General features: G+C 61.2%; 15 protein-coding genes. 9 read left to right on the top strand and 6 right to left on the bottom strand.

Annotation, left to right across the window (positions count from 1 at the left end; genetic code table 11):
• The first annotated feature begins 215 nt into the window (after nucleotides 1-215).
• From GVL52_RS01070 to GVL52_RS01040, 7 genes are all read left to right on the top strand, one after another.
• Entirely contained in the window at nucleotides 216-1,259 is a 1,044-nt protein-coding gene (locus GVL52_RS01070; protein WP_160003405.1) for a sugar ABC transporter substrate-binding protein, read from the top strand.
• A gap of 71 nt (nucleotides 1,260-1,330) precedes the next feature.
• Nucleotides 1,331-2,149 carry an ATP-binding cassette domain-containing protein gene (locus GVL52_RS01065; protein ID WP_244619052.1) on the top strand — a complete coding sequence of 273 codons (819 nt, stop codon included), beginning with the start codon at nucleotides 1,331-1,333 and terminating at the stop codon, nucleotides 2,147-2,149.
• 56 nt (nucleotides 2,150-2,205) lie between these two features.
• Nucleotides 2,206-3,426: a sugar ABC transporter permease gene (locus GVL52_RS01060; protein ID WP_160003967.1), complete on the top strand. Its 1,221-nt coding sequence runs from the start codon at nucleotides 2,206-2,208 to the stop codon at nucleotides 3,424-3,426.
• A 24-nt stretch (nucleotides 3,427-3,450) separates the two neighbouring features.
• Complete coding sequence (locus GVL52_RS01055) at nucleotides 3,451-4,179, top strand: SDR family oxidoreductase (RefSeq protein ID WP_160003403.1); 729 nt, start codon at nucleotides 3,451-3,453, stop codon at nucleotides 4,177-4,179.
• A gap of 51 nt (nucleotides 4,180-4,230) precedes the next feature.
• Nucleotides 4,231-5,868 (top strand): FGGY-family carbohydrate kinase, encoded by a 1,638-nt coding sequence (locus GVL52_RS01050; protein WP_160003402.1) that lies wholly within the window; start codon nucleotides 4,231-4,233, stop codon nucleotides 5,866-5,868.
• A gap of 210 nt (nucleotides 5,869-6,078) precedes the next feature.
• Nucleotides 6,079-6,669 (top strand): phospholipid N-methyltransferase PmtA, encoded by a 591-nt coding sequence (gene pmtA, locus GVL52_RS01045; protein WP_160003401.1) that lies wholly within the window; start codon nucleotides 6,079-6,081, stop codon nucleotides 6,667-6,669.
• Nucleotides 6,670-7,290: 621 nt separating this feature from the next.
• Nucleotides 7,291-14,274 carry an S-layer family protein gene (locus tag GVL52_RS01040; protein ID WP_160003400.1) on the top strand — a complete coding sequence of 2,328 codons (6,984 nt, stop codon included), beginning with the start codon at nucleotides 7,291-7,293 and terminating at the stop codon, nucleotides 14,272-14,274.
• A gap of 232 nt (nucleotides 14,275-14,506) precedes the next feature.
• Here the strand turns inward: GVL52_RS01040 and GVL52_RS01035 are convergent, their stop codons facing one another.
• From GVL52_RS01035 to GVL52_RS01020, 4 genes are all read right to left on the bottom strand, one after another.
• The gene (locus GVL52_RS01035) at nucleotides 14,507-14,749 is read right to left on the bottom strand and encodes a DUF982 domain-containing protein (protein WP_160003399.1); all 243 of its coding nucleotides are present in this window, start codon (nucleotides 14,747-14,749) and stop codon (nucleotides 14,507-14,509) included.
• A gap of 95 nt (nucleotides 14,750-14,844) precedes the next feature.
• Nucleotides 14,845-15,021 (bottom strand): hypothetical protein, encoded by a 177-nt coding sequence (locus GVL52_RS01030; RefSeq protein ID WP_160003398.1) that lies wholly within the window; start codon nucleotides 15,019-15,021, stop codon nucleotides 14,845-14,847.
• Nucleotides 15,022-15,085: 64 nt separating this feature from the next.
• Complete coding sequence (locus GVL52_RS01025) at nucleotides 15,086-15,223, bottom strand: hypothetical protein (protein ID WP_160003397.1); 138 nt, start codon at nucleotides 15,221-15,223, stop codon at nucleotides 15,086-15,088.
• Nucleotides 15,220-15,939 carry a Crp/Fnr family transcriptional regulator gene (locus GVL52_RS01020; RefSeq protein WP_160003396.1) on the bottom strand — a complete coding sequence of 240 codons (720 nt, stop codon included), beginning with the start codon at nucleotides 15,937-15,939 and terminating at the stop codon, nucleotides 15,220-15,222. Before GVL52_RS01020 ends, GVL52_RS01025 begins: the two co-directional genes overlap by 4 nt.
• A 105-nt stretch (nucleotides 15,940-16,044) precedes the next feature.
• Here GVL52_RS01020 and GVL52_RS01015 point away from each other — a divergent pair, with 105 nt between their 5' ends.
• A complete protein-coding gene (locus GVL52_RS01015; protein WP_160003395.1) occupies nucleotides 16,045-16,287 on the top strand; it encodes a hypothetical protein in 243 nt (80 codons plus the stop codon).
• A 51-nt stretch (nucleotides 16,288-16,338) separates the two neighbouring features.
• Here GVL52_RS01015 and GVL52_RS01010 read toward each other — a convergent pair whose 3' ends face one another.
• Both GVL52_RS01010 and GVL52_RS01005 read right to left on the bottom strand, forming a co-directional pair.
• A complete protein-coding gene (locus tag GVL52_RS01010) occupies nucleotides 16,339-16,839 on the bottom strand; it encodes a ferritin-like domain-containing protein (RefSeq protein WP_160003394.1) in 501 nt (166 codons plus the stop codon).
• Between the two features lie 412 nt (nucleotides 16,840-17,251).
• A complete protein-coding gene (locus GVL52_RS01005) occupies nucleotides 17,252-17,473 on the bottom strand; it encodes a hypothetical protein (RefSeq protein WP_160003393.1) in 222 nt (73 codons plus the stop codon).
• A gap of 305 nt (nucleotides 17,474-17,778) precedes the next feature.
• Here GVL52_RS01005 and GVL52_RS01000 point away from each other — a divergent pair, with 305 nt between their 5' ends.
• Entirely contained in the window at nucleotides 17,779-19,185 is a 1,407-nt protein-coding gene (locus GVL52_RS01000; RefSeq protein ID WP_160003392.1) for an adenylate/guanylate cyclase domain-containing protein, read from the top strand.
• The last annotated feature ends 43 nt before the right edge of the window (nucleotides 19,186-19,228 follow it).

Raw genomic sequence — 19,228 nt, 5'->3', positions numbered from 1 at the left:
TTCAGTCTCCGTTCGTGTGCAGCTTGACAGCAATATGCGAAAGTGGCAATTGTTGCTCCATCGATTGAGCAGACTCGCTCAATCGATGGAGTAGGTTAGCTGTGGAGGGCTGGCCGGGGAGATGGAGTGCGGTCGAGACCCACTGTCGATCGTATCTTTGGAGGCCGACCGGACGTCATCCTGTGACAAGAATTCCGTTTCTCATGGAGGAGAGCATGGCATATCGTAAATTCATTATGGCGACCGCTGCGGTCTTTACCGGCTTTGCCGGTGCCGCAGCAGCGGCCGATACCGCAACCGTCGCGTTCCTGATGCCTGACCAGGCATCGACCCGCTACGAGCAGCACGACTTCCCCGGCTTCAAGGCGGAGATGGCAAAGCTGTGTGCCGGATGCACCGTGATCTACCAGAACGCAAATGCCGACGCTTCGCTTCAGCAGCAGCAGTTCAACTCGGTGATCGCACAGGGCGCCAAGGTCATCGTGCTCGATCCTGTCGATTCATCGGCTGCTGCCGGGCTGGTCGCGATTGCCCAGTCGCAGGATGTAAAGGTCATCGCCTACGACCGCCCGATCCCGGCAAAGCCTGCCGATTTCTACGTCTCGTTCGACAACGAAGGTATCGGCTACGCGATTGCCAAGTCGCTGGTCGATACGCTGAAAACCGCAGGCGTTGCAGATGGCTCCGGTCTGCTGCAAATCAACGGTTCGCCGACCGACGCGGCTGCCGGGCTTATTCGTGACGGCATCCATCGTGGTTTGAAGGATTCCGGCTATAAGACGCTTGCCGAATACGACACGCCGGAATGGGCGCCGCCGAAGGCTCAGGAATGGGCTGCCGGCCAGATCACCCGCTTCGGCGCCGACATCAAGGGCGTTGTTGCCGCCAATGACGGAACCGGCGGCGGTGCGATCGCTGCCTTCAAGGCGGCGGGTGTAAAGCCTGTGCCTCCGATCACCGGCAACGATGCAACGATTGCCGCGCTGCAGCTGATCATCTCCGGCGATCAGTACAACACGATCTCCAAGCCTTCGGAGATCGTCGCGGCCGCTGCCGCCAAGGTGGCGTTCCAGCTGATCAAGGGCGAGACACTCGAGGCCAAGAGCAAGCTCTACGATACCCCATCCGAGCTGTTCGTGCCGGCGGTCGTGACCGCGCAAAACATCAAGGCCGAGATCTTCGACAAGAAGATCCAGACGGCGGCCGAGGTCTGCACCGGCGAGTATGCCGACGGCTGCAAGAAGCTGGGCATCCAGTAAGTCCTCCCTGTGTCGCCCGGCCGCTTCGCGCGGTCGGGCGAACTTGATCCTCAGAAAGGCCTGGAGCCATGATGCGCGACATGAGTTCGAAAACGGAGAAGGGTGAGACCATTCTTCGGCTGAGCAATATTTCCAAGAATTTCGGTGCGGTTTCCGCTCTGACCGACATCGATCTCGAGGTGAAGGCGGGTGAGGTCGTGGCCCTGGTCGGCGATAACGGTGCCGGCAAATCGACCCTGATCAAGGTTCTCGCCGGCGTGCATCAGCAATCGTCAGGCACCATCGAGTTCATGGGCAAGCAGGTGACGCTCGATAGTCCCGGAGCAGCCCTCGAGCTCGGCATTGCCACCGTGTTCCAGGATCTGGCGCTCTGCGAAAACCTCGATGTCGTCGCCAATCTTTTCCTCGGGCACGAGATGTCGCCGTGGAGCCTTGATGAGGTTGCCATGGAGGTGCGTGCCTGGACGCTGCTGCGCGAGCTTGCCGCCCGTATCCCCTCTGTGCGTCAGCCAATCGCCTCGCTATCGGGCGGTCAGCGGCAGACAGTCGCCATTGCCCGCTCGCTGCTGCTCGATCCGAAGATCATCATGCTCGATGAACCGACGGCAGCACTTGGGGTCGCACAAACCGCCGAGGTATTGAACCTGATCGAGCGTGTGCGTGATCGCGGCCTTGGCGTCATCATCATCAGCCACAACATGGAAGACGTGCGTGCGGTCGCCGATCGTATCGTCGTCCTCCGGCTCGGGCGCAACAATGGCGTCTTCACGCCGGATGCGTCCAATCAGGAACTGGTCGCCTCTATCACCGGCGCCACGGAAAATTCGGTCTCGCGCCGCATGGAGCGCAAGTCCGTTCAGTCCAACGAGACCAGCGGGAGGCCCGCATGAGCCAGCAAGACTTCAGCCAAAAAAAATCAGATAGCGTGCCGGGCCACACTGGCGCCATGCTCGATCGCAGCGACGAGCGCGTCAAGCACAATGAAAGCATCCCCGACCTGGTGAAGGCCTTTATCGACCGGATAAGATCGGGCGATCTCGGCATGCTGCCGGTTGCCGTCGGCCTGATCGTCATCTCGACGGTGTTCAGTATCCTCAACCCGGTCTTCCTGCTTCCCAACAACCTCGTCAACCTGCTGTTCGATTGTGCAACGGTCGGCATCATCTCGCTCGGCATCGTCTGCGTCTTGCTGCTCGGCGAGATCGATCTTTCCGTCGGCTCGATGAGCGGCCTGTCTTCGGCGATCATCGGCGTCCTCTGGGTCAATGCCGGCTGGCCGGTCGGTGGTGCGATTGTCGTTGCGCTGGTCGTCGGTGCGGCTGTCGGCGCGCTCTACGCGGCACTCTATAGCCGGCTCGGAATGCCGAGTTTCGTGGCGACGCTCGCGGGTCTGCTGGCGCTTTTGGGGCTGCAGCTCTACATCCTCGGGCCGACGGGCAGCATCAACTTGCCGTATGCCTCGCCACTCGTCCGGTTTGGCCAGATCCTCGTCATGCCGGCTTGGCTATCCCACGTGCTGGCGCTGGTGCCCGGTGCGGTGATGGTTGTGATCGGGATGCGCACCCGTGAGCGCCGCCGCGCCGCCAATCTCTCATCGCAACCCTTTGGCGCACTGGCACTGAAGGCGGGCATCCTCACCGTGGCATTGGAATTTGCCGTCTACTACCTGAACCTCGGTCGCGGCGTGCCGTGGATGTTCGGTCTTCTCGTGGTCCTTGTCGTTGCCTTGAACTATGCGCTGACCCGCACCCGCTGGGGCCGTTCGATGTTTGCCGTCGGTGGCAACCGCGAGGCGGCGCGCCGCTCCGGCATCAATGTCCGCCGCATCTATCTGAGCGCCTTCATGCTCTGCTCGACGCTCGCCACGCTTGGCGGCATCCTGTCTGCCTCACGGCTGGCGTCGTCGAGCCAGCAGGCCGGTACCGGCGACGTCAATCTGAACGCGATTGCAGCGGCGGTTATCGGTGGCACCAGCCTTTTCGGCGGCCGCGGCAGCGCCTATTCGGCCCTGCTCGGGATCATCGTCATCCAGGCGATTTCCAACGGGCTGACGCTGCTCAACCTGAGTTCGTCGCTGCGCTACATGATCACGGGTGCGGTGCTTGCCATCGCCGTCATCGTCGACTCGCTCGCCCGCCGGTCCCGCGTCAGCCACGGACGCGCCTGAACATTGATTGAAGGAGTATGTCTCATGAGTGAACTGATGAAGGGCAAGGTGGCTGCCATCACCGGCGCCGCATCCGGCATCGGGCTCGAATGCGCCCGCACGCTGATCCGCGAAGGCGCGACGGTGGTGCTGGTCGATCGCGCCAGGGAGCGTCTGGATACGCTCTGCGCCGAACTTGGCGAACGCGCGTTGCCGCTGGTGGTCGATCTGCTGAAGCCGGCCGAGGTCTCGGGCATGCTGCCGCGGATACTGGAGCTTGCCGGCCGCCTCGACATCTTCCACGCCAATGCCGGCGCCTATATTGGTGGCCCGGTGGCAGAGGGCGATCCTGATGCCTGGGATCGGATGTTGAACCTCAATATCAATGCGGCCTTTCGCTCGGTGCATGCGGTGCTGCCGCACATGATTGCCCAGAAATCCGGCGACATCCTTTTCACCAGCTCAATCGCCGGTGTCGTTCCCGTCATCTGGGAGCCGATCTACACGGCATCCAAGTTTGCGGTTCAGGCCTTCGTCCATTCGACGCGCCGGCAGGTGGCGCAGCATGGCGTTCGCGTTGGAGCCGTTCTGCCCGGGCCTGTCGTCACGGCACTGCTGGATGACTGGCCGAAAGCCAAGATGGAGGAAGCGCTGGCCAATGGCAGCCTGATGCAGCCAACGGAAGTGGCCGAGTGCGTGCTGTTCATGCTATCGCGGCCGCGCAACGTCACCATTCGCGATCTCGTCATCCTGCCAAACAGCGTCGATCTCTGAGGCCGACGTTGCGCCTCCCAGAGTTCTGCAAACGATAAAGAGCCGAAGTTCATGACCCACACACCTGACACATCCGTTCCGGGCAAAGGCCGCCATGTCGTCGGCGTCGATGTCGGCACAGGTAGCGCCAGGGCCGGGGTGTTTGATCTGACCGGACGGATGCTCGCGACCGCCAAGCAGGACATCGCGCTCTATCGTGAACCAGGGGCGATCGTCGAGCAATCCAGCGCCGAGATTTGGCAGGCCGTCTGCACCTGCGTCCGTCAGGCCGTCGCTGCAGCCGGTATCGATGCTGCTACCGTCGCCGGCATCGGCTTCGACGCGACCTGCTCGCTGGTGGTGCTGGGGGAGGGCGGTGCGCCTTTGCCAGTCGGCCCGTCGGATGATCCGAACCGGGATATCATCGTCTGGATGGATCATCGCGCGCTCGAACAGGCCGAGCGCATCAATGCGCTGGGTCATGATGTGCTGCGCTATGTCGGCGGACGCATTTCACCCGAAATGGAAACGCCGAAGCTCCTTTGGCTGAAGGAAAACCGTACCGCAATTTTCGATGCGGCATGGCAGTTCTTCGATCTTGCGGACTTCCTGACATGGCGGGCGACAGGGGATCTGGCGCGATCCACTTGCACGGTGACCTGCAAATGGACTTACCTTGCCCACGAACAGCGCTGGGATGCCGGCTATTTCGACGAGATCGGCCTCGGCACGCTGGCTGACGAAGGATTTGGTCGGATCGGGACACGCATCGTCGAGCCTGGCACGCCGCTGGGCCAGGGGCTGACAGAGGCCGCCGCCTCCGCCATGGGGCTGAAACCCGGAACCGCGGTTGGCGCCGGCATGATCGACGCTCATGCTGGCGGGATCGGAACGGTTGGTATCGATGGCAGGCCGGATCGCAACCTCGCCTATGTGTTCGGGACGTCGTCCTGCACGATGACGTCCACGGCAGAACCGGTGTTCGTGCCGGGCGTCTGGGGCCCCTATTACTCCGCCATGGTGCCCGGCATGTGGTTGAACGAAGGTGGCCAGAGTGCCGCGGGTGCTGCGATCGATCAGCTGCTTGCCTATCATCCAGCGGCACAGCAGGCGGCCTCTATGGCCGCAGAAAAATCGATACCGCTGCCTGTCTTGCTCGCCGATCTGGCGTCCGCAAAGTTCGAAAATCCGTCGGCTGCCATCCAGCTTGCGAAAGGGCTGCAGGTCGTTCCCGAATATCTCGGAAACCGCGCTCCCTTTGCCGATCCGCATGCCCGCGCGGTGATCGCAGGCCTCGGCATGGAACGCGATCTGGATAGCCTGATTGCGCTTTACGTCGCCGGGCTGGCCGGGATTGGCTACGGGCTGAGGCAGATTATCGATACACAGGCGGCCGCGGGTGCAACAGCCGATCGGATCGTAATCAGTGGCGGCGCCGGGCAGCATGATTTCGTCAGGCAGTTGCTGGCCGATGCCAGCGGCACGCCGGTCGTGTCAACACAGTCGGATGAGCCGGTTCTGCTGGGCGCGGCCATGCTTGGCGCTGTGGCGTCCCAAGCCTTCGGCGACCTGCAGCGCGCAATGGCCACTCTCTCCAGCGTCGATCGTGTCTATACGCCCGCCGAAGGTGCGGTTATGGAGACCCACGCCAAACGCTACGACGCTTTCCGGAAGATGCAGGCGCTTTCAAGAACGATCAGAGATGCGTGAGACGATTACCTTAAAATATTGGCCAAGCCCAGCCGGTATCGATCGCATCTCGATCGGTTGGCTCACTCACAATGCTTCCATTCCCGACATCCATCACCAACTTGTCCGCGAACCGAACGGTATGTGACGTTGGTGCACTTGATTTTGTCGCTTTTAGGATGTTGCTATCACGCCTTAGTGTGAGTCCAAGCAGCGGGAGCGACAGCATAAATGAACATGCGGCAGCGGGTGGGGTTGAAATTCAAGGATGAGATCGAATTTCTGAAGGGCTGGAAGCGCAATAGGAAGGCAGTCGGGGCGATCGCGCCGACATCTGCCGTCACCGCCAGGAAAATGGCGAGCGTCGTTCGCCCCGCCTCTGGTTTGCCGGTGCTGGAGCTTGGGCCGGGAACAGGGGTCATTACCAAAGCCATTCTGGCGCGGGGTGTGCGGGCGCAGGATTTGACGTCCATCGAGTATTCGCCGGAATTTTGCGACCATCTGCGCACGCAGTTTCCAGGCGTCGATATTCGTTGCGGCGATGCCTTCGCTCTTGACCTTGCCCTCGGCGACCGACGCGACGCGCAGTTCGATTGCGTGATTTCGGCGATACCGCTGCTGCACCTGCCGGTGGCAAAGCGGGAAGCGCTGGTGATCGATCTTCTCGAACGCGTTCCGGTCGGTCGGCCGGTGGTTCAGATCACCTATGGCCTGTTGTCGCCCGTGGTTGCGCTGCCTGAGCAATATGAGGTCCGCCATCTGGCCTTCATGATGCGCAACATCCCGCCAGCGCAGCTATGGCTTTATCGCAAGACGATGTAGCGGTCAGTCGGCAGCACCGCGGTCGCGAGAGGCTGCATGGTGGGTGCTGCAAACGCCAGCCCACCAGTCTCGCCGACCCTGGCCCGGTGCATCGTGGGAGAACGGTCAGGTGCTTCCCACGGCTCCATAGCGACTCGATGCTTGTCGAGAATCAAAGCGATGGCGGTCTCTGTCTCGTCCGGTTCGGGTCGTCCGTGACTGCTGAGGAAAATCTCCCTGCCAGTCGCCGAGGCAGGTCCGCCTAAAGGCAATGGTCATGGGTCAATCGCCGCTAAGGCCAACTGGGTATTTCCCGGAAATACCTCAGAATAGATAAAGATTATCATATGGTTGATGAAGTTTCTTCAGTCGTAACTCAATCCGTTTGCCGTCAGGGTTAGCGAATAAACGACGAGCCTCGAGAGGCTCGACGTCTCGAGGGCGTTGGCAGGTTTTTTACGCAACCATTCCGATTTAATCGCAACGTTCGCACCCAAAAGCTTCAGCTTCGAGCAAGCCAGATTTCGTATCCCATTCCCAACATGCTGGGCTCCCACCAAATTTCCCGCAGCGCCTCGGCGGCTATGCCGCTCGCTGCAGATGTCTGGGAGGAGACCATCTAGCAATCGGGATGGGTGGATTATGACTTCGATCGCTTTAACGCTGAGTGTCACTCAGATCAGGGCTCTTTCGCCGGCGGCAGTCGCGGCTTGGACAACGGAAGATATTGCCTCGCTTTCAACGGCCCAGGTCAAGGCGTTGTCGTCCGACCAGATCGCGGCTCTGGATGTCGAGGATGTGGAAACCCTCAGTTCTCAACAGATTGGCGCCATCGCCAAAGGCTCCATCGTCGGCCTGACCTTCGATCAGCTGAGCGCCCTGAACAAATACGCGATCGAAAGCCTGACGTCGACCCAGGTCTCTGCGCTGACAACCTCGCAGCTGAGCGGCCTTACGACGGCCCAATCGGAGGCCCTCACGCCCAATCAGGTCAAGGCTCTATCGACGGTGCAACTCGCAGCCCTTGGCCCTGACGACATTGCCACCTTCTCGACGGACGATATTGCCGCAATCACCAGCCGGGCTGTTACGGGCTTGAGCAGCGAGGTCATCGGGGCTCTTTCCACCGAGCAGGTTGCGGCCTTGAGCACCGGCGCGGTTGCCGGGCTGACGAGCACGCAGATCCAGGCCATGACCGTCGAACAGGTCGAGGCACTGTCGCAAACACAGGTCGCGTCGCTGAGTTCGACGCAGCTCGCCGCTCTCGGCACCGATGCCCTTGCAAGCTTCTCGACCGACGATATTGCCGCCATCTCGACCAAGGCTGTCCGCGGCCTGCAGCTGGCAAACCTTTCCACCGCCCAGATTGCGTCGCTGACGACAGCGCAGACCAACGTCCTGACGACAGCGCAGCTGGCAGCGCTCGACGGGATCCAGATCGAAGCCATGTCGACCGCTCAGATTGCGGCCTTGAGCAGCACCACGATATCGAGCCTGACGAGCGGCCAGATCGAAGCGTTGAGCGCTGCGCAGGTGGAGGCCCTGTCGCCCACCCAGATCAAGGCGCTGACGTCGGTGCAGATCGCAGCTCTCGACGACGATGACATCGCCGCATTTTCGACGGCCGATATCGCCGCGATTTCGAGCAAGGCCATTGCGGGGCTGAGCCCGTATGCTATCCCGGCACTGTCTGCCAGCCAGGTTGCAGCACTGACCACCGGTTCGGTCGCAAACCTCACCGGCGTGCAAATCGATGCGCTGAGCCACGAGCAGTTCCAGGCCCTGTCGCAGTCGCAGGTCAAGGCGCTCGGTTCGAGCCAGCTCGCCTTTGTCGATGCCGACGACATATCCGCATTCTCGACGGCTGGCCTTGCCGCGATTTCCAACAAGGCCATGCAGGGCTTGAGCACGGACGCCATCGCGGCCCTGTCGCCCGCACAGATCGCCGTCCTGAGCACCAGCGCGATTGCCAACCTGACGAGTGGCCAGATCGAAGCGCTGGGCGCCGATCAGATCGGCGCCTTTTCCTCGGCGCAGGTCATGGCGCTGAACTCGCAGCAGGTCGCGGCTTTGGGGGGCGGGCAGATCGAAGTGCTGTCGACCGCGCAGGTCGCTTCCCTGAACAGCATCGCGGTTGCGAGCTTGACGAGCGACCAGATCGGCGCGCTCAGCGTCGAGCAGGTCGAGGCGCTGTCGTCAACCCAGGTTAAATATCTGAGCTCGTTGCAGATCGCCGCGCTTGGCGACGATGACATCGCAGCCTTCTCCACTGCCGATATTGCCGCGATTTCAACCAAAGCGATGGCCGGCCTCACTGTGGCGTCGCTTTCCACCGCCCAGGTCGCCGCTTTGACGACGGCGCAGATCGGCGTTCTCGCGACGTCCCAGCTTGCCGCCATGGGCACCGAGCAGGTCGAAGCGCTGCTGCCGGAACAGGTGAAGGCGCTGAGTTCTACGCAGCTTCTGGCGCTGGACGCCGACCACATCGCGACATTCTCGTCCGCCGACATCGCGGCAATTACCAGCAAGGCCATACCAGGGCTGACAACCGAGATCCTCGCATCGCTGTCCACGGGCCAGATCGCGGCGCTCGGCACCGGCGCGGTTGCATTGCTTTCCACCGCGCAGATTCAGGCTCTTAGCGCCGAACAGGTCGAAGCCTTGACGCCCGCACAGGTCACGGCGCTGACCTCGGCGCAGATCGGGGTGCTCGACGTCGATGACATCGCGACCTTCTCGACCGCCGATATTGCGGCGATCACCATCAAGGCCATACCAGGCCTGAGCACCGATATCATCGCCTCCTTCTCAAGCGGCCAGATCGCCTCCCTTACCACGGCCCAGATCAGCGGCCTGAAAACGACGCAACTGGCGGTGCTATCGACCAGTCAGGTCGAGGCACTTTCGGCAGCGCAGGTGACGTCCTTGACGTCGGTGCAATTGGCGGCGCTGAGCGACGAAAACATAGCGACCTTCTCGACGGCCGATATCGCAGCGCTCTCCAGCAAGGCAATACCGGGCCTGAGCCTCGCCTCCTTGTCGAGCGATCAGATCGCCGCATTCACGACGGGCCAGATCGGCGCGCTGAAGACCTCGCAGGTTGCCGCGCTGGGCGCTGACCAGATTGCAGTCCTGTCCACGGCCCAGGTCGCCGCCCTGAGCACGACCTCGGTCGCAAGCCTGAGCAGCCTTCAGATCGAAGCGCTCGGCACCGCGCAGGTCGAGGCATTGTCACCCTTGCAAGTGATGTCGCTAACGTCGCTGCAACTGGCTGCCTTGGAGCCCGGCGACATCGCAATGTTCTCGACCGCCGATATTGCGGCGATCACCAGCAAGGCTGTGCCGGGCTTGAGCGCCGACATCATCGCCAGCCTCGGCACCGCGCAGATTTCCGCCTTGAGCACCAGTGCGGTCGCAACCCTGACAAGCCTGCAGATCGATGCGATGAGCACTTTGCAGGTCGAGGCCTTGTCATCGACGCAGGTGAAAGTGTTGAGTTCGGTGCAATTGGCGGCATTGGGCGCCGATGACATTGCAACGTTTTCGACAGCCGACATGGCGGCAATCTCCAACAAGGCCATGCCGGGCCTGAGTGCCGATGCTGTCGAGGCGCTGTCCGACGACCAGATCGCCGCCTTGACCACCAGCGCCGTTGCAAGCCTGACGAGCCTGCAGATCGGCGCCTTGAGTGCCTCGCAGGTCGAGACCCTTTCGCCGGCACAGGTGGCCGCGCTGACATCGACTCAGCTCGCTGCCTTGGACGCTGAGGATATTGCCACATTCTCCACTGCCGACATTGCGGCGATTGCCAGCAAGGCCATCGCCGGCTTGACCACGGATGCCGTCGCCAACCTCTCTGCCGAACAAACAGCTGCCCTGGGCACCAGTGCGATTGCAGGCCTGACAAGCCTGCAGGTCCAGGCGCTTGGTACCGACCAGATCGGTATTCTTTCCGCAGCGCAGGTCAAGGTGCTGACCTCGACGCAGATCGCAGCATTGGGCGAAAACGTCGCCGTTCTATCGACTGCGCAAATCGCAGCCTTGGGAACGTCGGCCATGACCGGCCTGACCTCCGATCAGATGCAGGCGCTGAACAGCGATCAGATCCACGTGCTGAGCACATCGCAGATCGCAGCACTTGCCGCAAAGCAGGTTGCCGGCCTCGACAGCAACGACATTGCTTCGCTCTCTACCAAGCAGGTCGCGGCGCTGAGCGTCACGGGCGTTGCTGGTCTTTCGAGCAGCCAGATCGCCGCGTTCAGCAGCGGCCAGATCGCCACCCTGTCGACCAAGCAGGTTGCTGCATTGACGTCGGCCCAGGTCGCAGCTTTGGGCACGGACGATCTCGCTGTGCTATCGACGGCCCAGGTCGCCGCCCTGACGGCGTCAGGTGTTACCGGCCTTAACTCCCAGCAGATGGCTGCCCTCAGCACCGCCCAGGCCGAAGCTTTGACCACCACCCAGGTCGGTACTCTCAGCTCCGCGCAGCTTGGCGTACTGGGGTCCGACGACGTCGCAACCTTCTCGACCAAGGACATCGCAGCGATTACCTCGACCGCGATATCAGGCCTGTCGACAGATACCATCAGCGCTCTTTCCACCGCCCAGATCGCCGCCTTGAGCAAAGCCGGCATCAGCGGCCTGAGCACCCGCCAGCTTGCGGCGCTGAGCACCGCCCAGGCTGAGGCGCTGACCAGCACCCAGATCGGCGCCCTCAGTTCCGCGCAGCTTGCGGCACTGTCGTCCGCGGACGTGGCAACCTTCTCAACCAAGGAGATGGCTGCGATCGGCTCGAGTGCGATCCCGGGTCTGTCGACGGATACGGTCGCGGCTCTGACGACAAGCCAGGTCGCCGCCTTCAGCGTTGGCGCCATCACTGGGCTGGGAACCAAACAGATCGCCGCATTGCGCACCGACCAGGTGGCCGCACTGACCACCGCCCAGATCGGCGCTCTGAGCTCGAAGCAGACCGCAGCGCTCGGGGCCGACGACATAGCGACATTGTCCACCAAGGGCATCGCATCCATCAGCTCCGGTGCCATTGCCGGATTGACATCGGACGCCGTCTCATCGCTGACCACCAACCAGGTGGCGGCGCTCAGCACCGCCGGCTTGGCCGGATTGAGCGCCGACCTCATCGGAGTGCTGAGCGGCGACCAGGTGGACGCAATGACCACCGCCCAGCTCCGCGCGCTAGGCTCTAAACAGGTTGCCGCCCTTGGAACCGACGATATAGCATCGTTGACGACAGCCCAGGTGGCTGCATTCAGCGCGGCGGGCGTTGCAGGCCTCACCACCGACCAGATTGCCGCGCTCAATCCCGACCAGGCGGAGGCTTTGACCAGCACGCAGATCGCGTCGTTGAGCTCCAAGCAGGTAGCCGCCCTTGGAACCGATGATCTGGCGCGCTTCTCGACTGCCGATATAGCGGCAATCAACCTGAATGCAGTCCCGGGGCTGTCCTCGGAAGCGATTGCGTCGCTGACGGCGGATCAGACTGCGGCCTTGAGCGCGACCGGCATATCGGGCATGGCCAGCGGCCAGATCGCCGCCTTGTCGTCGGATCAGATTGCGGCGCTGTCCACGGTGCAGATCAGCGCCCTCAGTTCGAAACAGGTGGCCGCCTTCGGCACCGCGGGTATCGCGGCTTTGACGACGCTCCAGATCGCCGCCCTGAGTACGGCAGGCATCGCCGGCCTGAGCAGCGACCACATCGCGGCGCTGAGCACCGATCAGGCCGAGGCATTGACCACAACACAGGTCGCGGCCCTCGGCTCGAAACAGATTGCTGCCCTCGGGGCGGACGATCTGGACAGCTTCAGCACCGCGGATATCGCTGCCATCAGCTCGGCTGCCATCTCGGGATTGTCACCGACTGTATTCGCCTCGTTGTCGGCAGACCAGATCGCCGCCTTCGGTCCGACAGGCATTGCCGGCCTGACCACCAGCCAGATCGGCGCCCTCAGCACCGTCCAGGTCGAAGCGTTGACCACCGCCCAGATCGGCGCCCTCAGCTCAAAGCAGGTGGCCGCCCTTCGCACCGACGACATCGCGGCGCTGTCCGCCGATCAGGTCTCGGCCATCAACGCGGCGGCTATCCCCGGGCTTTCGACCGGCCAGATCGCTGCGCTGCGTACCGATCAGGTGGAAGCGCTGACCGCAGCGCAGGTCGGCGCGCTCGGTTCGAAACAGATCGCGGCCCTTGGCGCAGATGATCTCGAAACCTTCAGCATCACCGACATCGCGGCGATCAGCTCTGCGGCGATCTCGGGATTGTCGTCAACGGCGATAGCATCGCTTTCTGCGTCGCAGATCGCGGTGCTGAGCACGGCCGCCATATCGGGCCTCACCACCGACCAGGTTGCCGCGTTGAGCGCAGATCAGGTCGAGGGCCTGACGAGCGACCAGATTGGTGTCCTCAGCTCGAAGCAGATCGCAGCGCTTGGAACAGACGACCTCGACAGCTTCACCACGACAGAGATCGCAGCGATCAGCTCGGTCGCGATCTCTGGACTGTCTGCCGCTACCGTCGCATCGCTTTCGCCCGACCAGATCGCGGCGCTGAGCACGGCCGGCATAGCCGGTCTGTCCATCGCCCAGATCGCGGCACTGGGCACAGATCAGATCGAGGCCCTGTCGACGGCGCAAATTGGCGCCTTCGGCTCGGCCCAGATCGCGGCGTTCACGACGGCTGATATCGCAACCCTGTCTGCCGATCAGATCGCCGCGCTGAGCACCAAGGGTATCGCCGGCCTGGGCAGCGCGCAGGCAGCCGCCCTGAGTGTCGATCAAATGGAACGACTATCGACCAGCCAGGTCGCCGCCTTGAGTTCCGATGCGTTTGCCGGCCTCACGGCAGATGGTCTGGACACATTGACGCCGGCCAAGCTCGCGGTGATCAGCTCTGCTGCGATGAAAGGCTTGCCGACGGCCTTCATTGCATCGCTCCCCGATGATGAGATCGCAGCGCTGGGAACGGCAGCAATCGCCGGCCTGACCAGCGCCCAGCTCAAAGCTCTCAGCACCGAGCAGGTCGATTCACTGTCGATCAGCCAGATTGCCGCCTTGAGTTCGACAGGGCTTGCCGGCCTCACGACGGCCCAGCTGCAGACATTCTCCACGGAAGAGCTTGCCGCGATAGGCTCAAGCTCGATCAAGGGCCTGAATACGGGGCTCGTCAGCACGCTGTCGTCGAGCTATATCGCCGCATTGACGACCAGCCAGGTGGCGTCCCTCGGCTATAGCCAGATAACGGCCATGACCAGCACCCAGATCGGATCGTTCTCGACGTCGCAGGTCGGCGCTCTCACCATCGTGCAGGCCGCCGCTCTCGGCGCCGACGATCTCGCGGCCTTCTCTCCGGAGAATATCATCGCCCTGAGTTCGGGTGCGATTTCCGGACTGAGCACGAAAGCGCTTTCCGGCCTGACCATAGCCCAGGCCGAGGCGTTCACGCCTGCCCAGATCAATGCCATGACGTCAGCACAGGCTGAGGCCCTGACGGCGGTTGTCAGTGCATCCGGTTCTTCCTCGGATAGCGTTTCCCAGGACGCCTCAGCCACGACCAGTGACGCGGAGGACACTTCGTCGGACGCGGCATCCTCGTTGCTGGCCTTGTTGGGCTGACACAGGCGAACAGGATCTAGCGCCAAGCCCCCGAAACAAAGCGACATCGGCGTCTGCCGATGTCGCTTTGTTTCGGGGGCTTGGCTCAAGAGATGCTGATGCACGCGGTTCCATGCTGACATCGCCACGCCCGGATGATCCAGCGGTGTCAGTCGACTATGCCACTCATCGCCCTCTCTCTAGGTTCGAGAGGTGCCGGTACCGATGACTTCGCCGTCGCAGCGCAGGGCGATCAGTGCTGCGTCAGTTTTGCCTCTTCGACGGCGGCCAGGAAACATCGGCGTGCTTCTTCGGCGGTCGCCCTGCCGGCAAGCGCTGCGCGACAAGCCGTTCTGGCTGCGATGAAGCTTGCGCTTCTCATCTCGGGCCATCCGTCGGAGAGGCAGATCACGGCATCGAACGGGCCGGTGACGACGACGCTCTCACGTTTGCCCGAAATTATTTCTATCGGCTTCTCCCAGTTCTCGATCGGCATTATCAAACCTCCCATGGTTTCGACAGAGACGTGGATGGCCAACGCAGACGTGGCCATCATCGTATACAGATCACTCGCGGCGATGATCTCCAGCTTCAGGATCGCTCATCGCTCTGTTCACCGGCAGCCAGCCTGGCGGCGCGGAGCCTGCGGGTTTTTTCCTCCCGGCTCTGCCTTTCAGTCAGGTCCTTCTGCCTGAAGTGCCTGTCGGTATTCTCGAATGCCTCCTGCCTCTGATCCTTGGTAAAGCTCATCCTGATCTTTTCCGCCACCGTCGGCTCCTCCTACGGTCTCGTTGCCTGGGAGGCTATACCGAGCCACGATCGCCGCAATAAACTATGACAAGTTGGCCAATATTTTTGCGCTTATCTCTATAAATTGATCAAATATGCCAATGCCGACCATGAAGCGCTCGGAGCCGCGATAGACAGGGGTGGTCGAACCTTTTGCCAGATCCTGATCCAGCATTTTCATCGGGGCTCGACGGAAAGACTGAGATACGTGTCATCAAATTCGGCAATGGCTTTCAGCCGCTCCCAGTCGATGATTGTCAGCGTCTTGTTTTCCCAACTGAAGACGTTCTCGCGTTTCAGGGCCTGCAGGGTCTTGTTGACGTGCACGAGCGAAATGCCGATGACGTCTGCCAGTTCCGATTGGGTCAGGGGAAGCTGAAACGACCAGACGTCAACGCGATCGACGGTTTTCAGCCGCACGTAGAGTTCGCAGATCAGGTGTGCGATGTGGGCGCGCTTGGAGCGCCGGCCCATCGATGAAATCCACTCCCGATTGATCGCCGCATCGATCAGGGTGTTCAGCCACAGCAGACGTGTCAGGTGCGGCATTGTCTCGGTCGTCTTGCGCAAGTCGGAATGGTCGGCAAACGCGACCCGACAAGGTGACAGTGCGACGATCCCGTGGTCGAGTTTGCGCAACAGGAAGGCGTGGAGATCGACGAAGTCGCCGGGCACCTGAAGCGACGTGATCTGCCTGGAGCCATCGGCCATATGCTTGTAACGGGCCGACAGTCCTTCGAGCATCAACGTGCTGTAGCCTGGCCGCGACCCTTCAACGACGATATCCTCGCCGACGCTGAAAGTGCGCTCCTTGACGATGACCTCTTGCAGCCGGGCAATCTCCGCCGCGGATACCGTGTCGCGACTTCTCAAATTCAGCAGCAGAACATCAATCATGGTCGTTCCGTTCAAGTGGTTGCAGGCAGATCGCGATATCGTCGTGTGCGGCGGAACCTTCGTTGCCTGTGGAGCTTATGCATTTCAAAACCAAGAGGTAAGTGGATGAGCCGGTACTACTTTGATCTTCACAATGGTGATGGCCCGCTGAAAGACGAGCATGGGACTGAGCTCAGTTCTCGGGCGGGCATACCCACCGAGGTGGCCAAGATATTGCTGGAGATTGCCCGCGATGAACTTCCGACCTGTGATCATGCGACGATTTCGGTCACCGTAAGAGACGAAAGCGGACGGCCGGTGTCGGTATCCAGTCTAACGTTCCGCAATGAATGGCTCGATGGAAACTGAATGACGTTGCAGAAGCGGCCGCCGTGGCGACCGCTCCGATCATTGGATTGCTCACGCAGCTTTTGCTGCCTTGGAATTGGCCTGGGACTGAGCGAGCTTCGTCAGTTTCTTGTCCGTCGCTTCTTCCTCTGTGAGATTTGCCCTGAGGAGCGGGACGGCGTCCTTGAGGCCGAGTTGCTCCGCCCAGGCAATCAATGTGCCATAGCGTGCCATCTCGTAGTGTTCCACCGCTTGAGCAGACGAGATCAGTCCGGCATCGAGCGCAATGGAGCCCTTGAAATCCTCGATGATCTCTTCGCCTTCTGCGATGATGCCTTGGATCGCTTCGCAGGTTTTGCCGCGGGCCGGTTTGCCGAGAATTTCGAAGACCTGTTCAAGGCGTTCGATATGACCCTGTGTTTCGTCGCGATGCTGCAGGAACCCAGCCTTGCCCTCTTCCGACTGGGCCGCTCGAGCCATCTTCGGCAATGTCTTCAGAATCTGCTTCTCTGCAAAGTAGATGTCCTTCAGCGTATCGAAAAATAGGCCGTTGAGCGTTTTTTGCGTAGCCATGTTGTCCTCCTATGGCGTTCGTCGTTGCGGCAGGTCAACTTGTGTCCAGTGCTTTTGTTCCTGCAAACACGAACGCTGGTTCGAGCAGAAAAGCCCAATGTGACACTAGCGGTTCTGCTCCCCGGGATAGACGACGCCAATCGAGATGGTGTCTGCGATGGTTTTCGGCGAACGCGTCACTTTCGTCGATGACCATCGATGGGCGAGGGCCTTGTCTTCGCCCTTTCTCGCTCCAACCCTCAGCCGCAGCCAATCCGGGTGTACCCCGGCAGGCTTGCCTGCCAAGATAGAACCACAACGATTTCTGAAGGAGGTAGTTCCCATATTGGACGCCGGTGACGTATCCCGATGGTCGTTCGCGGGCACTGGAGCGCGGCGTCCACAGTGGAGCCGTGCTCACACGGGCAATAGGCTATCCGCCGAATTCCGAGAGCCATTTGTGATTTCCAGCCGCCTTCGTCAGAGCCGGAACGGTAATGTTTCCGGCCTGGAACAGACTGACGAGAACTGCGCCCGCCAGAACGCCATCTGCCGACGTCCTCGCAACGTCATGTCTGCCGCACCAATCACGCAGGACCGCCTCGATCACGTTCAGCTCTTCGGAGCCAAACGTCCTATTCAATTGAAATGTCATACTATCTTCCTCGCCATCCGGACGGACGCGATGACATATCTGTGCGCGTCGGTGCGATTTTCAAGTTCGAACAAGCTCGGTAAGGCCCACAAAAATTTGAACCGGCGTGATCGTCGTGTATCCCGGGCTCGGGTAGCGCGCGGGCCACGGCGGATGCCGGCAGAGAGGCGGATTGTGCAAACTCGGGGCCATTGCTTCGAAACGAGGCGGCACCAAACGCGAGATTTCGATCATGAATTTTCGTGTTATAATCTAGGCAGACCGGCGTCGTCCGCCTTGGCTTTTTGTACACAGAGACCTGTGTCATGACCGAAATTGACGTGCTTTTTGCAGCGCTGCGACCTGCCGCCGACCCGCAGACGGTTGCGCGCATAGAGGAACTGGTCCTGCGTGGTTCCGATCGCGATCTCAACCGCATCAATGTGCTTGCCTTCGCTAAAACGCATGATCTCGATGACGAGAAAACCATTGCAGCGTTTTTGCATGCAGCCCGCGCAGGCCTGTTCGAGATGACCTGGAACGTCCTGTGCCCAGGCTGCGGTGGGGTCCTTGAAACGGGGGCAACGCTGAAATCGGTCGATCAGGAAACGTACCATTGTGCGCTCTGCGCAGCCGGATACGAGCCGACCCTCGATGAGATGGTTGAGGTGACATTCACGGTCAGTCCTAGAGTGCGCCGGATCGCTGCGCACGACCCCGATAGGCTTCCGCCGCTTGAGTACTACCGGCAGATATTTTTCAGCTCGGGAGTGGACCTGCCAGAGGATCTCGAGGCGAGGTTTGCGCGGGTTCTTTTGGAAATGATCGAATTGGGTCCGGGCGAAAAGGCTTTCGTCACGATCCAGCTTCCTCAGCAATTCATCATCGTCTTCGATGCAGTGACACATTCTGCGCAGTTTATCGACGTGACGGGCGAGCCGACTGACGAGCGTCAGAATGTCTCGATGGTCATCAGCGAGGGGTCAGGGTCGAACGAGACACTCACCTTCCGTCCGGGCTCGTTGCGGCTCGCGCTGGAGAACCATACGGATCGCAGAGTGATACCAAATGTCTGTGTCGCAGGCACCGAGCTGCACGACTTACTTGGCCGCCGCCGGCCCTTTCTGACAGCCAAGCGCTTGCTGACAAACCAGAGCTTCCGCGATATCTATCGGACAGACACGCTTGATGTCGATCAGCGCCTCAAGATCACCAGCCTGACGTTCCTGTTCACCGATTTGCGGGGCTCCACTGCCCTCTACGAGCGTGTTGGCGATCTTGCCGCTTTCGATCTCGTGCGGGCGCACTTCAGGGTTCTTCATCAGATCGTTGCCGCGGAAGCCGGCGCGGTCGTGAAGACCATTGGCGACGCAGTGATGGCGACTTTCCCGAGCCCAGACCGCGCCGTGGCGGCCGCGTTGCGCATGCGCGAGGAAATGCTCCGGTTGAATGTCGAACGCGGCAGCGATGACCTTCTGCTGAAGATCGGGATACATGAAGGACCGTGCCTTGCCGTCAATCTGAACGACCGCCAGGACTACTTTGGCCAGACCGTCAATATTGCCTCGCGCGTACAGGGACTTGCCGACCCCTATGTGATCCTGACCACAGAGGGGATTGTCGAAAATGCGGAAGTTTCAAAGATATTGCGCGCGAGCGGCGTCACATCGAATTCCCGGATGGAGCAACTCCAGGGCATCGACAGGGAAGTGAGAATATTTGCCCTGTCCTGAGTTGTTGCACGCCAGATCGAGCAAATTGCCAAGACGGTGGTGT

It is taken from the genome of Rhizobium sp. 18055, assembly GCF_902706285.1.
In the GTDB taxonomy this organism is placed as follows: Bacteria; Pseudomonadota; Alphaproteobacteria; order Rhizobiales; family Rhizobiaceae; genus Rhizobium.
The sequence above is the reverse complement of the archived record's forward strand: the minus strand, read 5'-3'. Positions and strand labels throughout refer to the sequence as shown.

What these genes read in the sequence shown, in the direction of transcription:
- GVL52_RS01010 (WP_160003394.1), bottom strand. Translation starts at nt 16,839, where the DNA reads ATGGCTACGCAAAAAACGCTCAACGGCCTATTTTTCGATACGCTGAAG.
- GVL52_RS01055 (WP_160003403.1), top strand. Translation starts at nt 3,451, where the DNA reads ATGAGTGAACTGATGAAGGGCAAGGTGGCTGCCATCACCGGCGCCGCA.
- GVL52_RS01065 (WP_244619052.1), top strand. Translation starts at nt 1,331, where the DNA reads ATGCGCGACATGAGTTCGAAAACGGAGAAGGGTGAGACCATTCTTCGG.
- GVL52_RS01020 (WP_160003396.1), bottom strand. Translation starts at nt 15,939, where the DNA reads ATGATTGATGTTCTGCTGCTGAATTTGAGAAGTCGCGACACGGTATCC.
- GVL52_RS01035 (WP_160003399.1), bottom strand. Translation starts at nt 14,749, where the DNA reads ATGCCGATCGAGAACTGGGAGAAGCCGATAGAAATAATTTCGGGCAAA.
- GVL52_RS01040 (WP_160003400.1), top strand. Translation starts at nt 7,291, where the DNA reads ATGACTTCGATCGCTTTAACGCTGAGTGTCACTCAGATCAGGGCTCTT.
- GVL52_RS01015 (WP_160003395.1), top strand. Translation starts at nt 16,045, where the DNA reads ATGAGCCGGTACTACTTTGATCTTCACAATGGTGATGGCCCGCTGAAA.
- GVL52_RS01070 (WP_160003405.1), top strand. Translation starts at nt 216, where the DNA reads ATGGCATATCGTAAATTCATTATGGCGACCGCTGCGGTCTTTACCGGC.
- GVL52_RS01060 (WP_160003967.1), top strand. Translation starts at nt 2,206, where the DNA reads ATGCTCGATCGCAGCGACGAGCGCGTCAAGCACAATGAAAGCATCCCC.
- GVL52_RS01000 (WP_160003392.1), top strand. Translation starts at nt 17,779, where the DNA reads ATGACCGAAATTGACGTGCTTTTTGCAGCGCTGCGACCTGCCGCCGAC.
- GVL52_RS01025 (WP_160003397.1), bottom strand. Translation starts at nt 15,223, where the DNA reads ATGAAAATGCTGGATCAGGATCTGGCAAAAGGTTCGACCACCCCTGTC.
- GVL52_RS01005 (WP_160003393.1), bottom strand. Translation starts at nt 17,473, where the DNA reads ATGACATTTCAATTGAATAGGACGTTTGGCTCCGAAGAGCTGAACGTG.
- pmtA (WP_160003401.1), top strand. Translation starts at nt 6,079, where the DNA reads ATGAACATGCGGCAGCGGGTGGGGTTGAAATTCAAGGATGAGATCGAA.
- GVL52_RS01050 (WP_160003402.1), top strand. Translation starts at nt 4,231, where the DNA reads ATGACCCACACACCTGACACATCCGTTCCGGGCAAAGGCCGCCATGTC.